The sequence below is a fragment of the Pseudomonas sp. IT-P44 genome, from assembly GCF_949768225.1.
Taxonomy (GTDB): Bacteria; Pseudomonadota; Gammaproteobacteria; order Pseudomonadales; family Pseudomonadaceae; genus Aquipseudomonas; species Aquipseudomonas migulae.
Genome location: NZ_CATKQM010000046.1, coordinates 22,414 through 37,268 on the forward strand (window position 1 = coordinate 22,414; position 14,855 = coordinate 37,268).

At 60.4% G+C, this 14,855-nt stretch carries 10 protein-coding genes; all 10 read left to right on the forward strand.

All coding sequences use genetic code 11. From position 1 onward, the window contains the following. Positions 1–7 precede the first annotated feature (7 nt). The 10 genes from ACM6IO_RS21635 (at position 8) to ACM6IO_RS21680 (ending at position 14,831) form a co-directional block, all read left to right on the forward strand. Positions 8–409, forward strand: coding sequence for an ACT domain-containing protein (locus tag ACM6IO_RS21635; protein WP_192228598.1), 402 nt, complete (start codon positions 8–10; stop codon positions 407–409). 5 nt (positions 410–414) lie between these two features. Further along, positions 415–1,017, forward strand: a complete 603-nt coding sequence (locus tag ACM6IO_RS21640; protein ID WP_008034357.1) for a LysE/ArgO family amino acid transporter — start codon at positions 415–417, stop codon at positions 1,015–1,017. A 175-nt stretch (positions 1,018–1,192) separates the two neighbouring features. Then, positions 1,193–1,789: a superoxide dismutase gene (locus tag ACM6IO_RS21645; protein ID WP_008034365.1), complete on the forward strand. Its 597-nt coding sequence runs from the start codon at positions 1,193–1,195 to the stop codon at positions 1,787–1,789. Positions 1,790–2,885: 1,096 nt separating this feature from the next. Next, a complete protein-coding gene (locus tag ACM6IO_RS21650; RefSeq protein WP_008036514.1) occupies positions 2,886–4,937 on the forward strand; it encodes a putative bifunctional diguanylate cyclase/phosphodiesterase in 2,052 nt (683 codons plus the stop codon). A gap of 239 nt (positions 4,938–5,176) precedes the next feature. Next, on the forward strand, positions 5,177–6,526 hold the full coding sequence (locus tag ACM6IO_RS21655; RefSeq protein WP_008032101.1) for an imelysin family protein: 1,350 nt from the start codon (positions 5,177–5,179) through the stop codon (positions 6,524–6,526). Positions 6,527–6,807: 281 nt separating this feature from the next. Then, positions 6,808–8,235, forward strand: a complete 1,428-nt coding sequence (locus ACM6IO_RS21660) for a di-heme oxidoredictase family protein (protein WP_414912202.1) — start codon at positions 6,808–6,810, stop codon at positions 8,233–8,235. A gap of 25 nt (positions 8,236–8,260) precedes the next feature. Further along, on the forward strand, positions 8,261–9,325 hold the full coding sequence (locus ACM6IO_RS21665; RefSeq protein ID WP_008036511.1) for an imelysin family protein: 1,065 nt from the start codon (positions 8,261–8,263) through the stop codon (positions 9,323–9,325). A 14-nt stretch (positions 9,326–9,339) separates the two neighbouring features. Beyond that, a complete protein-coding gene (locus ACM6IO_RS21670; RefSeq protein ID WP_414912203.1) occupies positions 9,340–10,437 on the forward strand; it encodes a DUF1513 domain-containing protein in 1,098 nt (365 codons plus the stop codon). A 204-nt stretch (positions 10,438–10,641) separates the two neighbouring features. Continuing rightward, positions 10,642–11,790 carry an efflux RND transporter periplasmic adaptor subunit gene (locus ACM6IO_RS21675; RefSeq protein WP_223481233.1) on the forward strand — a complete coding sequence of 383 codons (1,149 nt, stop codon included), beginning with the start codon at positions 10,642–10,644 and terminating at the stop codon, positions 11,788–11,790. A gap of 14 nt (positions 11,791–11,804) precedes the next feature. Further along, on the forward strand, positions 11,805–14,831 hold the full coding sequence (locus tag ACM6IO_RS21680) for a multidrug efflux RND transporter permease subunit (protein WP_414912204.1): 3,027 nt from the start codon (positions 11,805–11,807) through the stop codon (positions 14,829–14,831). Positions 14,832–14,855: the final 24 nt, after the last annotated feature.

Sequence of the window (14,855 nt, forward strand, 5' to 3'; positions counted from 1 at the left end):
TACCGACATGGCTGGCGAAACTTCACTGGCAACACTGCTACGCAGCATGAGCCCGCAGCTCAACGCTGGCGAATACGTGTTCTGCACCCTGCGGGACGGTCAATTGCCATCGAACCTTGAGATTGTCGGCAGCTTTCGCGAGCAGGAAGGTCTGACGGTGATTCTGGAACGTTCCCACGCAGAACGGGCCGGTTTCAGCTTCGACTACGTCGCAGCCTGGATCACCCTCAACGTGCATTCGGCCTTGGAAGCCGTCGGCCTGACCGCCGCGTTCGCCACCGCGCTGGGCCAGGCCGGGATCAGTTGCAACGTGATCGCCGGTTACTACCACGACCATTTATTCGTCGGCCAGGCCGATGCCGAACGCGCCCTGCAAGTGTTGCGGGATCTGGCAGCCAACGCGGAGTAAAACTTATGTGGCAAAGCTATGTGAACGGCCTGTTGGTGGCCGCGGGGCTGATCATGGCGATCGGCACACAGAATGCGTTTGTGCTAGCCCAGAGCCTGCGACGTGAACACCACCTGCCGGTGGCAGCGCTCTGCGTGACCTGCGACGCGTTGCTGGTAGCGGCCGGCGTATTTGGTCTGGCGACCGTGCTGGCGCAAAACCCGACCTTGCTGGCCATCGCTCGCTGGGGCGGTGCGGCGTTTCTGCTGTGGTACGGCAGCCTTGCGCTGCGCCGGGCCTGCTCGAAGCAAAGCCTGCAACAGGGTGAAAACCAGACGGTCCGTTCACTGCGCGCGGTGATGCTCAGCGCCCTCGCGGTGACCTTGCTCAACCCGCATGTTTATCTGGATACCGTGTTACTGATTGGCTCCCTTGGTGCGCAACAAACCGAACCCGGGGCTTATGTTGTCGGCGCGGCCAGCGCTTCGCTGCTTTGGTTTTTCACGTTGGCGCTGGGCGCCGCCTGGTTGGCGCCATGGCTGGCTCGGCCAAGCACATGGCGGATCCTTGATTTGTTGGTGGCCGTCATGATGTTCGCCGTTGCCGGCCAACTGATCATCGCTACCTGATATTCCAAATGGCTCTGGAACCTCTATTCCACACAGTTGTTGCGTGGTTATGCCGCACCCCCGGTGCTATGATCCGGTTCGATGCGCCGCAAAGAGTACAAACTCCCCGGCGCTTGTCTGGCCGCCCGTGATCGGCCTTGCGCTCACCGCAACTGACCTGATTAGGAGAATCATCATGGCTTTCGAATTGCCGCCGCTGCCTTACGCACACGATGCCCTGCAGCCGCACATTTCCAAGGAAACCTTGGAGTACCACCACGACAAGCACCACAACACCTACGTCGTGAACCTGAACAACCTGGTGCCAGGCACCGAGTTCGAAGGCAAGACCCTGGAAGAGATCGTCAAGTCTTCCTCGGGCGGTATCTTCAACAACGCCGCTCAAGTCTGGAACCACACTTTCTACTGGAACTGCCTGGCGCCAAACGCCGGCGGTCAACCAACCGGCGCACTGGCTGAAGCCATCAATGCTTCCTTCGGTTCGTTCGACAAGTTCAAGGAAGAATTCAGCAAGACTTCCATCGGCACCTTCGGTTCCGGTTGGGGCTGGCTGGTGAAAAAGGCTGACGGTTCCCTGGCCCTGGCCAGCACCATCGGCGCCGGCAACCCGCTGACCAACGGCGACACCCCGCTGCTGACCTGCGACGTCTGGGAACACGCTTACTACATCGACTACCGCAACGTTCGTCCGAAATACGTCGAAGCGTTCTGGAACCTGGTCAACTGGAAATTCGTGGCTGAGCAGTTCGAAGGCAAAACCTTCACCGCTTAAGCTCGACGCCAGTCAAAAAACCCGGCTTTTGCCGGGTTTTTTTATGGGTCTGGAAACGTACAAACCCAGGTGTTCCCGTAGAACGGGTCGGTAGTTCTGACGCCATCGTCGGAACACCGCCCGTAGCAAGCTGACTCCTACAAGGTCCGGGTACAGCCGTGAAAACAGGTCGGTTGTCAGGACGCCATCGCCAGCAAGCCGGCTCCTACAGGGGGTGGGTACAGCCGCGAAAGCAGGTTGGCTGTCAGGCCGCCATCGCCGGCAAGCCGGCTCCTACAGGGGGTGGGTACATCCGTGAAAACAGGTTGGTTGTCAGGCCGTCATCGCCAGCAAGCCGGCTCCTACAAGGGGTGGGTACAGTCGTGGAAGCAGGTTGGTTGTCAGGACGCCATCGCCGGCAAGCCGGCCCTACAAAAGCAGGCTGGCATACACCCGCTTCTCACCACTCATCAGGCCGAGCGTTAGCTCGCCTTCAGCTTTTGATCTACCCGCCCCTTCGGGAGGCCGAGTGGAGGTTCTGCGCAGTGGGCAACCCGGCATGGATGCCGGGTTAGCCGCCCCCGGCCATGGATGGCCGATGGCGGCGGGCCCACGGAGCAGGACCGGAGCGAGGGAACGCCGAGCCTAAGCGAGGGGCCGGACGCTGGGGCAAGACTTTTTGGTTCCTTTTGTGGCGTTTGACAAAAGGGACTCGCCGTAAGGGCGAAACCATAAGCGGCCGTTACCGCAGGAATGGATATGTACACCCGAAAGAAAATGGTCCGCCATAAGGCCGCCATCGCCAGCAAGCCGGCTCCTACAGGAGATCGAGGTGTTGCAGACAGGTGATTTCAGACAATGAAACAAGCGTTAAGCCCCTTGCCCCAACGCCACAGACGTCTACCATCAACCAAATGGAAAATAAGTCCAAATCCCCCTCAAGTTGAAGGACTCGACTACCGACACAGTACTAATAGGGCAAATACTCCAGGCAACAGCATTTCGGCCAACCCACAGGCAAATTCCCCTGTGTTTGATTGTCCCTTTGACTGCCATCACCGGATTGCCAATACTCATGGCAACTTGATGCTACCTGCACGGAACAAGGAATGACTCTTTGAAGCTGGAACTCAAGAACAGCTTGTCGGTGAAGTTGCTCCGGGTCGTGCTCCTGTCGGCATTGATCGTCGGCGTGGTCTTGAGCTGCGCGCAGATCGTTTTCGATGCCTATAAAACACGCCAGGCCGTGGCAGGCGATGCCCAGCGCATCCTCGACATGTTCCGCGACCCCTCGACCCAGGCCGTCTACAGCCTGGACCGGGAGATGGGTATGCAAGTGATTGAAGGCCTGTTTCAGGACGACGCCGTCCGCCAGGCCTCCATCGGCCACCCCAATGAAGCCATGCTGGCGCAAAAATCCCGCGAGTTGCAGCAATCCAACAGCCGCTGGCTGACCGACCTGATCCTCGGCAAGGAACGCACCTTCACCACTCAACTGGTGGGTCGCGGCCCGTACAGCGAGTACTACGGCGACCTGAGCATCACCCTCGACACCGCCACCTACGGACAAGGGTTCATCGTCAGCTCGGTGATCATCTTCATTTCCGGGGTATTGCGCGCCCTCGCCATGGGGCTGGTGCTGTATCTGGTCTACCACTGGCTGCTGACCAAACCGCTGTCGCGGATCATCGAGCACCTGACCGAAATCAACCCGGACCGCCCCAGCGAGCACAAGATTCCACAGCTCAGAGGTCACGAGAAAAACGAACTGGGCATCTGGATCAACACCGCCAACCAGTTGCTCGAGTCCATCGAGCGCAACACCCACCTGCGCCACGAAGCGGAAAACAGCCTGCTGCGCATGGCCCAGTACGATTTCCTCACCGGCCTGCCGAACCGCCAGCAATTGCAACAGCAACTGGACAAGATCCTCGTCGACGCCGGCAAACTGCAACGCCGGGTCGCGGTGTTGTGTGTCGGCCTCGATGACTTCAAGGGCATCAACGAACAATTCAGCTATCAGACCGGTGACCAACTGCTGCTGGCGCTGGCTGATCGCCTGCGGGGCCACAGCGGTCGCCTTGGCGCCCTCGCCCGACTGGGCGGCGATCAGTTCGCCCTGGTTCAGGCCGATATCGAACAACCCTACGAAGCCGCCGAACTGGCGCAAAGCATTCTCGATGACCTGGAAGCGGCATTCGCCCTCGATCATCAAGAGATTCGCCTGCGCGCCACCATCGGCATCACCCTGTTCCCCGAGGATGGCGACAGCACCGAGAAGCTGCTGCAAAAAGCCGAGCAGACCATGACCCTGGCCAAGACTCGCTCGCGCAACCGCTACCAGTTCTATATCGCCAGTGTCGACACCGAGATGCGTCGCCGTCGCGAACTGGAAAAGGACCTGCGCGACGCGTTGATCCGCGACCAGTTCTACCTCGTCTACCAGCCGCAGATCAGCTACCGCGATCATCGGGTGGTGGGCGTCGAAGCATTGATTCGCTGGCAACATCCCGAACACGGGCTGGTGCCGCCGGACCTGTTCATCCCGCTGGCCGAGCAGAACGGCACCATCATTGCCATTGGCGAATGGGTGCTGGATCAGGCCTGCAAACAATTGCGCGACTGGCATGACCAGGGCTTCACCGACCTGCGCATGGCGGTGAACCTGTCCACGGTGCAGTTGCACCACGCCGAGCTGCCGCGGGTGGTCAACAACCTGTTGCAAATGTACCGCCTGCCACCGCGTAGCCTGGAGCTGGAAGTCACCGAAACCGGCCTGATGGAAGACATCAGCACCGCCGCCCAGCACCTGCTGAGCCTGCGTCGCTCCGGTGCGTTGATCGCCATCGACGACTTCGGCACCGGTTACTCATCGCTGAGTTACCTGAAAAGCCTGCCGCTGGACAAGATCAAGATCGACAAGAGCTTCGTACAAGACCTGCTCGACGACGACGACGATGCAACCATCGTTCGGGCCATCATCCAGTTGGGCAAGAGCCTTGGCATGCAGGTCATTGCAGAGGGGGTGGAAACCATCGAGCAAGAGGCCTACATCATTTCCGAAGGCTGCCACGAAGGTCAGGGCTACTTTTACAGCAAGCCACTGCCGGCGCGAGAACTGGGCGCCTATCTCAAGCAGGCCCAGCGCAGCAACGCGGCTATTTTGTAAAAATCAAAAGAGATCGCCGCCTCGTTTCACTCGACAGCTCCTACATTGGACCTCGTGCGCCTGTAGGAGCTGTCGAGTGAAACGAGGCGGCGATCTTTTGATCTGCGACACAATCACTGTCTGAATAAGAAATATTTCCAAGAACAACTCTTTACACATAATGCGAAAGATTTGCATTATGTCGCAGTTTTGCGCGCTAGCTGCGCCATTCCACCCCCTCTCGAAGCAGGATGTTCGCCATGATTCGTATGCCTCTGGCTACCGCCAGTCTGTTGGCCATCGCTATTTCCCTCGCCGGTTGTGGCGAAGGCAAAGACAAAGCTGCCGCCCCAGCGCCTACGCCAGCCGCCACTACCACGGCCCCGGCCGCTGCGCCTGCGCCAGCTGCTGCCGGCAAAGTCGACGAAGCCGCTGCCAAAGCCGTTGTCGCGCATTACGCCGACATCGTCTTCGCCGTTTACAGCGATGCCGAATCCACCGCGAAAACCCTGCAAACCGCCGTCGACGCCTTCCTCGCGAAGCCGAACGCCGACACCCTGAAAGCCGCCAAGGCTGCCTGGATCGCTGCTCGCGTTCCTTACCTGCAGAGCGAAGTGTTCCGCTTCGGCAACACCATCATCGACGACTGGGAAGGTCAGGTGAACGCCTGGCCACTGGACGAAGGCCTGATCGACTACGTCGACAAATCCTACGAGCACGCACTGGGTAACCCGGGCGCGACCGCCAACATCATCGCCAACACTCAAGTTCAGGTCGGCGAAGACAAGATCGACGTGAAAGACATCACCCCGGAAAAACTCGCCAGCCTGAACGAGCTGGGTGGTTCCGAGGCCAACGTCGCCACCGGCTACCACGCCATCGAATTCCTGCTGTGGGGCCAGGATCTGAACGGCACCGGCCCTGGCGCCGGCAACCGTCCAGCCTCCGACTACCTGGAAGGCAAAGGCGCCACCGGCGGTCACAACGATCGTCGTCGCGCTTACCTGAAGTCCGTGACTCAACTGCTGGTCAGCGACCTGGAAGAAATGGTCGGTAACTGGAAGCCGAACGTGGCCGACAACTACCGCGCCACCCTGGAAGCGGAACCGGTGGATTCCGGCCTGCGCAAAATGCTGTTCGGCATGGGCAGCCTGTCCCTGGGCGAACTGGCGGGCGAGCGCATGAAGGTTTCCCTGGAAGCCAACTCCCCTGAAGACGAACACGACTGCTTCAGCGACAACACCCACAACTCGCAGTTCTACGATGCCAAAGGCATTCGTAACGTGTACCTGGGCGAATACACCCGTGTCGACGGCACCAAAATGACCGGCGCCAGCCTGTCCTCTCTGGTGGCCAAGGCTGACCCGGCGGCCGACACCGCGCTGAAAGCCGACCTGGCTGCGACCGAAGCCAAGATGCAGGTCATTGTCGATCATGCCAACAAGGGTGAGCACTACGACCAGCTGATCGCTGCCGGTAACACCGCTGGCAACCAGATTGTTCGTGACGCCATCGCTTCGCTGGTCAAGCAGACCGGTTCGATCGAAGCTGCCGCTGGCAAGCTGGGCATCAGCGACCTGAACCCGGACAACGCTGATCACGAATTCTGATCAACGCTGGCTGAATAAAAAAGGCGACCTCCGGGTCGCCTTTTTCATGCCTGCCAGACACCACCCCCTGTAGGAGCGAGGCTTGCCCGCGAAGACGGCGTCACAATCAACATCGTGAGTACCTGAAACACCGCTTTCGCGAGCAAGCTTCGCTCCTACAGGGGATCGTGGTTTGCGGGAAAACCCTGCGCCACATCAACCAAACGATAATTCCTCTTATTCAATCTCCCCTGCCCTGTTAGACTTTGCGCCCTTGTTTTGCTCGTCTTGCAGGATGTCTGATGCCCTCGCTGCCTCTTCGCTTGTCCGCACTGTTTCTGGCCCTGGGCCTGAGTGCCTGCGATGACGCCCCGCGTTTTACCCAGGCCGAACCCGGTGAAGCCCGGTCCGGTGGCAGCGCGACCGTGCGCAAGACCGATCAGAACGCCTTTTCCCTGCCCTCCGCCAACCTGCCGCCGTCACGGCGCGTGGACTTCAGCGTCGGCAACAGCTTCTTCCGCAACCCCTGGGTGATCGCCCCGTCGACCACCACGGCCCGCGACGGCCTCGGCCCACTGTTCAACACCAATGCTTGCCAGGGCTGCCATATCAAGGACGGTCGCGGTCACCCGCCTGCACCTGATGCATTGAATGCCGTTTCGATGCTGGTGCGCCTGTCGATACCCGATTCACCGACCTACGCCAAAATCATCGAGCAGCAAGGTGTCGTGCCCGAGCCGGTCTACGGCGGCCAGTTCCAGGACATGTCGGTGCCCGGCGTGGCTCCGGAAGGCAAGGTTCGGGTTGATTACACGCCGGTGCCGGTGCGTTTCAAGGACGGCACCGAAGTCGAGTTGCGCAAGCCGACATTGCAGATCACCCAACTCGGCTACGGCCCGATGCACCCGGACACGCGTTTCTCCGCGCGCGTCGCCCCGCCGATGATTGGCCTCGGGCTGCTCGAGGCGATCCCGGAAGAAGCGATCCTCGCCAATGCCGCCGCGCAGGCCAAAGAGAAAAACGGCATCAATGGCCGACCGAACCAGGTCTGGGATGACGCCCTGCAGAAAACTGTCCTCGGCCGATTCGGCTGGAAGGCCGGGCAGCCAAACCTCAATCAACAGAACGTTCACGCGTTTTCTGGTGATATGGGCCTCACGACCAGCCTGAGACCCTTTGATGACTGCACCGAGGCGCAAACCGCCTGCAAACAGGCGCCGAACGGCAACGGCCCGGACGGCGAACCGGAAGTCAGCGATAACATTCTGCGTCTGGTGCTGTTCTACAGCCGTAACCTTGCCGTACCGGCTCGCCGCGATGTCGGCACACCGCAAGTGCTGGCCGGCAAGACCCTGTTTTTCCAGGCCGGTTGCCAGTCCTGCCACACACCCAAATACACCACCGCCGCCAACGCGGCAGAACCTGAACTGGCCAATCAAGTGATTCGCCCTTACAGCGATCTGCTGCTGCACGACATGGGCGACGGCCTGGCCGACAACCGCAGCGAATTCCAGGCCAGTGGCCGCGACTGGCGCACGCCGCCGTTGTGGGGCATCGGCCTGACGCAGGCAGTCAGTGGCCACACCCAGTTCTTGCATGACGGCCGCGCCCGCAATCTGCTCGAAGCCGTGCTCTGGCATGGCGGCGAAGCAAAAGCGGCCCAGCAACAGGTTTTGTCTTTCAATGCCGAGCAGCGCGCGGCGTTACTGGCGTTTTTGAATTCCCTTTAAACGTATTCCTTAGCGGGAGCCCTAAATGTTCCGTCCCAAGTTGTTGTTCACCAGCCTTGCCGCACTCGCCCTCGGCGCCTGCTCACCGCAGGATCCGCAGGCTGTCACGTCGGCGGCCATTGCCAAGTCGGTGATCCTGCCGACCTACACGCGCTGGGTTGAAGCCGATCGCCAGTTGGCCGTCAGTGCGCTGGCCTATTGCGAAGGCAAGGAAAACCTCGACACCGCCCGTGCCGATTTCCTGCATGCGCAGAAAGCCTGGGCCGAGCTGCAACCGTTGCTGATCGGGCCGCTGGCCGAAGGCAATCGCGCCTGGCAGGTGCAATTCTGGCCGGACAAGAAAAACCTGGTGGGCCGTCAGGTCGAGCAACTGGTGACCGCGCAACCACAGATCGATGCCACCGCCCTGGCCAAATCCAGCGTTGTGGTGCAAGGCCTCTCGGCTTACGAATACATCCTCTTCGACAGCAAACCTGACGTGGCCAACGAGGCGCAAAAAGCCAAGTATTGCCCTCTGCTGAAAGCCATTGGCGAGCGTCAGAAACAGCTGGCCGAAGAGATTCTGCAAACCTGGAACAACACCGACGGCATGCTCGCGCAGTTGAGCAAGTTCCCGAACCAGCGTTACGCCGACTCCCACGAAGCGATTGCCGATCTGCTGCGTGTACAGGTCACCGCTCTCGACAGCCTGAAGAAAAAACTCGGCACGCCGATGGGCCGCCAGACCAAGGGTGTACCGCAACCATTCCAGGCTGACCAGTGGCGCAGCCAGTCGTCCCTGACGAGTATGGAAGCGAGCCTCGCCGCCGCCAAAACCGTGTGGGAAGGCGTCGACAACAAAGGCCTGCGTGGCTTGCTGCCAAGCGAGCAGAAACCTTTGGCCGACAAGATCGACGCCGCTTACGCCGCGTCCCTGAAACTGTTCGCCAGCAACCAGCGTTCGCTGACTGAAATGCTCAACGACGACGCAGGTCGCCAGCAGCTCAACGACATCTACGACAGCCTCAACGTCGTCCACCGCCTGCACGAGGGCGAACTGGCCAAGGCATTGGGCATCCAACTGGGCTTCAACGCCAACGACGGTGACTGATGAGGGCGAGTGCCATGCTGCGACGACAGGCTCTGACGTTAGGTAGTTTGCTGCTGGGAGCAGTGACACTGGGCGGCTGGACGCTGTTCAAGCAAAAGGACAAGAGCCCGCTGCTGCTTTCGGCGCGGGACGATGGCGACGGCAAGCACTATGCCGTCGGTTATCGGCTGGACGGTACGCAGGTGTTCGCCACCCACGTCGGCCAGCGCTGCCACGACATCATCAACCACCCGACGCTGCCGATCGCGCTGTTCGTCGCCCGGCGTCCAGGCACCGAAAGTTACCTGATCGACCTGCGCGACGGCACGCTGCTGCAAACCGTGGCCTCGCAACCGAACCGGCACTTCTACGGTCACGCGGTGATTCACCAGAGCGGCGACTGGCTGTACGCCACCGAGAACGACACGTCCGATCCCGGTCGCGGCTTGCTCGGTGTGTACAAGTTCGAAGGCGAGCGTCTGGTGCACAGCGGCGAGATTTCGACCCATGGCATCGGCCCGCATCAGGTGTCGTGGATGCCCGATGGCGAAACCCTGGTGGTGGCCAACGGCGGCATTCGCACCGAGGCTGAAAGCCGCGTCGAGATGAACCTCAACGCCATGGAACCAAGCCTGGTGCTGATGCAGCGCGACGGTACATTGCTGAGCAAGGAAACCCTCGCGCAACAGATGAACAGCGTGCGGCACCTGGGGATCGCCAGTGATGGCACCATCGTCGCCGGTCAGCAATTCATGGGGCCGTCCCATGAGTCGTCGGAGCTGTTGGCGATCAAGCGTCCGGGGCAACCGTTCGTGGCGTTCCCGGTGCCCGAGCATCAGTTGCAAGCCATGGGGCATTACACCGCCAGTGTCGCGGTGCACAGTGATTTGCGCCTGGTCGCGTTGACGGCGCCACGGGGCAATCGCTTTTTCATCTGGGACATGGACAGCGGTGAAGTGCGCCTGGATGCGCCGCTTCCCGATTGTGCCGGGGTGGGTGCGGTGGCCGACGGTTTTGTCGTGACCTCGGGTCAAGGCCGATGCCGGTACTACGATTGCCGCCAGACAAACCTTGTTGCAAAACCCCTCGAACTGCCTGCGGGGCTCTGGGATAACCACCTGCACCTCATCTGACTGCCCCGCTCTTGTAGGAGCAGAGCTTGCTCGCGAAGGCGGCGGCACATGCAAAATGGATGTGCCTGACACACCGCTTTCGCGAGCAAGCTCTGCTCCTACAGGTTTTGCGCCTGCCTGTAAAAAGTGGCAGTTGGAATACCCGGCACACTCGGAGTAATGTGCCCGACTGTCTCACCTGATTTTCTCCAAGGAAGTGGAAATATGCTGCGTCGCCGCATGCTGATCATGTTGGGTGTTGTTTTGCTGATCGTACTGGTTCTGGCCGGTTACAAAGCCTTCTCCATCTACACGATGATTCAAGGCTTCGCTGTGCCGAAACCGCCGATCAGCGTCGCCGTGGCTACTGCTACCGAGCAACCGTGGCAGGAACGCCTGCCTACCGTCGGCACGCTCAAGGCGCTGCAAGGCGTGGACCTGAGCCTGGAGACCGACGGCACCGTCATCGATTTGCAGTTCGAGTCAGGGCAGAAGGTCAAGGTAGGTCAACCACTCCTGCGCCTCGACAGCGCCGTGGAAAGTGCCTTGCTGGAAACCGCCCAGGCCGACCTCGGGCTGGCCCAGCTCGATTACGGTCGCGGTAGCCAACTGGTGGGCAGCCAGGCCATTTCCAAAGGTGAGTTCGACCGACTTTCGGCGGTGCTGAAAAAAAGCAAAGCCACGGTCAATCAACTCAAGGCTGCACTCGGCAAAAAAAGCATCGTTGCCCCCTTCAGCGGGACCATCGGCATTCGGCAGGTGGACGTTGGCGACTACCTTGCCAGCGGCACCATGATTGCCACCCTGCAAGACCTCAGCAGTCTCTACGTCGACTTTTTCGTGCCCGAACAGTCGGTGCCGAAGATCGCCATCGGCCAGCCGGTTGAAATCATCGTCGCGGCCTACCCGGCTCAGACCTTCCCCGGCACCATCAGCGCGATCAACCCGAAAATCGAGAACAGCACGCGCAACATGCAGGTCCGCGCGACCCTGGCCAACCCCGACGGCAAACTGTTACCGGGCATGTTCGCCAGTCTGCAGGTGATGCTGCCCGACCCACAGCCGCGCATCGTCGTGCCGGAAAGCGCGATCACGTACACGCTGTACGGCAATTCGTTGTACGTGGCAGCGCAGAAAAAAACCGAAGACGGCAGCATCGAAAAAGACGACAAGGGCCAACCGATCCTGATCGCCGAACGCCGTTTCATCGAAACCGGCGAGCGACGCGATGGGCAGGTGATGATTACCAAAGGCGTGAAGAACGGCGAAAAAGTGGTCACCGCCGGCCAGATCAAACTGGACAACGGTGCGCACATTGCCATCAGCGACGACAAGACCCTGGCCGAGAAGAACAGTCAGCCGCGCGCTGACTGATCAAGGAACCCCCAATGGCTTTTACCGACCCGTTCATCCGCCGCCCGGTGCTCGCCACCGTGGTCAGCCTGTTGATTGTGCTGCTGGGCTTTCAGGCCTGGAGCAAGCTGCCGCTGCGCCAATACCCGCAAATGGAAAACGCCCTGATCACGGTGACCACCGCGTACCCCGGGGCGAACGCCGAAACCATTCAGGGCTACATCACCCAACCGATGCAACAGAGCCTGGCGAGCGCCGAGGGCATCGACTACATGACCTCGGTCAGTCGCCAGAACTTCTCGGTGATCTCGATCTACGCGCGCATCGGTTCCAACAGCGACCGCTTGTTCACCGAGCTGCTGGCCAAGGCCAACGAAGTGAAAAACCAGTTGCCTCAGGACGCCGAAGACCCGGTACTGAGCAAGGAAGCCGCCGATGCGTCGGCGCTGATGTACATCAGCTTCTTCAGCAAGGAAATGAGTAACCCGCAGATTACCGATTACCTGTCGCGAGTGATTCAGCCAAAACTGGCGACCCTGCCAGGCATGGCCGAAGCCGAGATTCTCGGCAACCAGGTATTCGCCATGCGCCTGTGGCTGGACCCGGTGAAACTGGCGGGTTTCGGCCTCAGCGCCAGCGATGTGACCGATGCCGTGCGCAAGTACAACTTCCTCTCCGCCGCCGGCGAAGTGAAAGGCGAGTACGTGGTCACCAGCATCAACGCCAACACCGAGCTCAAATCCGCCGAAGCCTTCGCCGCGATTCCGCTCAAGGTCGACGGTGACAGCCGGGTGCTGCTCAGCGATGTCGCGCGGGTCGAGATGGGCGCGGAAAACTACGACACCATCAGCTCCTTCGGTGGCACGCCCTCGGTGTATATCGGCATCAAGGCAACGCCCGGCGCCAACCCGCTGGACGTGATCAAGGAAGTGCGCAAGATCATGCCGGACCTGGAAGCCCAGCTGCCGCCGAACCTCAAGGGTGAAATTGCCTACGACGCCACGCTGTTTATCCAGGCCTCGATCGACGAAGTGGTGAAAACCCTGTTCGAAGCGGTGCTGATCGTGATCGTCGTGGTGTTTCTGTTCCTCGGTGCGCTACGTTCGGTGGTGATCCCGGTGGTGACCATTCCGTTGTCGATGATCGGCGTGATGTTCTTCATGCAGATGATGGGCTACTCGATCAACCTGCTGACCCTGCTGGCGATGGTATTGGCCATTGGCCTGGTGGTGGACGACGCCATCGTGGTGGTGGAAAACATCCACCGTCACATCGAAGAAGGCAAGACGCCGCTGGACGCCGCCATTGAAGGCGCCCGGGAAATCGCCATGCCGGTAGTCTCGATGACCATCACCCTGGCGGCGGTCTACGCCCCGATCGGCTTCCTGACCGGCCTCACCGGGGCGCTGTTCAAGGAGTTCGCCCTGACGCTGGCCGGTGCGGTGGTGATCTCCGGCATCGTCGCCCTGACGTTGTCGCCGATGATGTGCGCCTTTCTGCTGCGCCACGACGAAAACCCCAGCGGCCTTGCTCATCGACTGGACCTGATTTTCGAAGGCCTCAAGCGCCGCTACCAGCGCATGCTGCACGGCACGCTCAACACGCGGCCGGTGGTGCTGGTGTTCGCGGTGATCGTGCTGTGCCTGATTCCGGTGCTGCTCAACTTCACCAAATCGGAACTGGCACCGGACGAGGACCAGGGCGTCATTTTCATGCTGGCCAGCGCCCCGCAGCCAACCAACCTTGATTACCTGAACACCTACACCGACGAGTTCGTCAGCATCTTCAAGGCGTTTCCCGAGTACTACTCCTCGTTCCAGATCAACGGCTTCAACGGCGTGCAATCGGGGATTGGCGGTTTCCTGCTCAAACCGTGGAACGAGCGTGAGCGCACGCAAATGCAGATCCTGCCTGCGGTCCAGAGCAAACTGGAAAGCATTCCAGGCTTGCAGATTTTCGGTTTCAACCTGCCTTCCCTGCCGGGGACCGGCGAAGGGCTGCCGTTTCAATTCGTCGTCAATACCGCCAACAATTACGAGTCATTGCTGCAAGTGATGGACCGGGTGAAAAAACGCGCGATGGAGTCCGGCAAGTTTGCCTTCGTCGACGTTGACCTGGCCTTTGACAAACCCGAAGTCGTGGTCGATATCGACCGGGCGAAGGCCGCGCAAATGGGCGTGTCGATGCAGGATCTGGGCGGCACGCTGGCGACGTTGCTGGGCGAGGCGGAGATCAACCGGTTCACCATTGAAGGTCGCAGCTACAAAGTCATCGCGCAGGTCGAACGGCCCTTCCGGGACAACCCCGACTGGCTGAACAACTATTACGTGAAGAACACCAAGGGCGAACTACTGGCCCTGTCGACCCTGATTACCGTGACCGACCGGGCACGCCCACGACAACTGAATCAGTTCCAGCAGCTCAACTCGGCGATCCTGTCCGGGGTCCCGCTGGTGAGCATGGGTGAAGCCCTCGACGCGGTGCGTCAGATTGCCCGGGAAGAGGCACCCGCAGGTTTTGCCGTCGACTATGCCGGTGCATCGCGGCAGTACGTGCAGGAAGGCATTGCGCTGTGGGTCACTTTTGCCTTGGCATTGGCGATCATTTTCCTGGTGCTGGCGGCGCAGTTCGAAAGCTTCCGCGATCCGCTGGTGATTCTGGTGACCGTGCCGCTGTCGATCTGCGGCGCTCTGATTCCGCTGTTCCTCGGTTGGTCGAGCATGAACATCTACACCCAGGTCGGGCTGGTGACGTTGATCGGATTGATCAGCAAGCACGGGATCCTGATCGTCGAGTTCGCCAACCAGTTGCGCAAGGACAAGGGCCTGACGCCGCGCGAAGCGGTTGAGGAAGCAGCGGCCATTCGTCTGCGTCCGGTGCTGATGACCACCGCGGCGATGGTATTTGGCATGGTGCCGTTGATCATCGCCACGGGCGCGGGCGCTGTCAGCCGGTTCGACATCGGCACAGTGATCGCCACGGGAATGTCGATCGGGACGTTGTTTACGCTGTTTGTGCTGCCGTGCGTGTACACGCTGCTGGCTAAACCCGATAAACCATAAAAAGCTGTGTAGGAGCGAGGCTTG

What these genes read in the sequence shown, in the direction of transcription:
- ACM6IO_RS21645 (WP_008034365.1), top strand. Translation starts at nt 1,193, where the DNA reads ATGGCTTTCGAATTGCCGCCGCTGCCTTACGCACACGATGCCCTGCAG.
- ACM6IO_RS21680 (WP_414912204.1), top strand. Translation starts at nt 11,805, where the DNA reads ATGGCTTTTACCGACCCGTTCATCCGCCGCCCGGTGCTCGCCACCGTG.
- ACM6IO_RS21660 (WP_414912202.1), top strand. Translation starts at nt 6,808, where the DNA reads ATGCCCTCGCTGCCTCTTCGCTTGTCCGCACTGTTTCTGGCCCTGGGC.
- ACM6IO_RS21635 (WP_192228598.1), top strand. Translation starts at nt 8, where the DNA reads ATGGCTGGCGAAACTTCACTGGCAACACTGCTACGCAGCATGAGCCCG.
- ACM6IO_RS21670 (WP_414912203.1), top strand. Translation starts at nt 9,340, where the DNA reads ATGCTGCGACGACAGGCTCTGACGTTAGGTAGTTTGCTGCTGGGAGCA.
- ACM6IO_RS21665 (WP_008036511.1), top strand. Translation starts at nt 8,261, where the DNA reads ATGTTCCGTCCCAAGTTGTTGTTCACCAGCCTTGCCGCACTCGCCCTC.
- ACM6IO_RS21655 (WP_008032101.1), top strand. Translation starts at nt 5,177, where the DNA reads ATGATTCGTATGCCTCTGGCTACCGCCAGTCTGTTGGCCATCGCTATT.
- ACM6IO_RS21640 (WP_008034357.1), top strand. Translation starts at nt 415, where the DNA reads ATGTGGCAAAGCTATGTGAACGGCCTGTTGGTGGCCGCGGGGCTGATC.
- ACM6IO_RS21675 (WP_223481233.1), top strand. Translation starts at nt 10,642, where the DNA reads ATGCTGCGTCGCCGCATGCTGATCATGTTGGGTGTTGTTTTGCTGATC.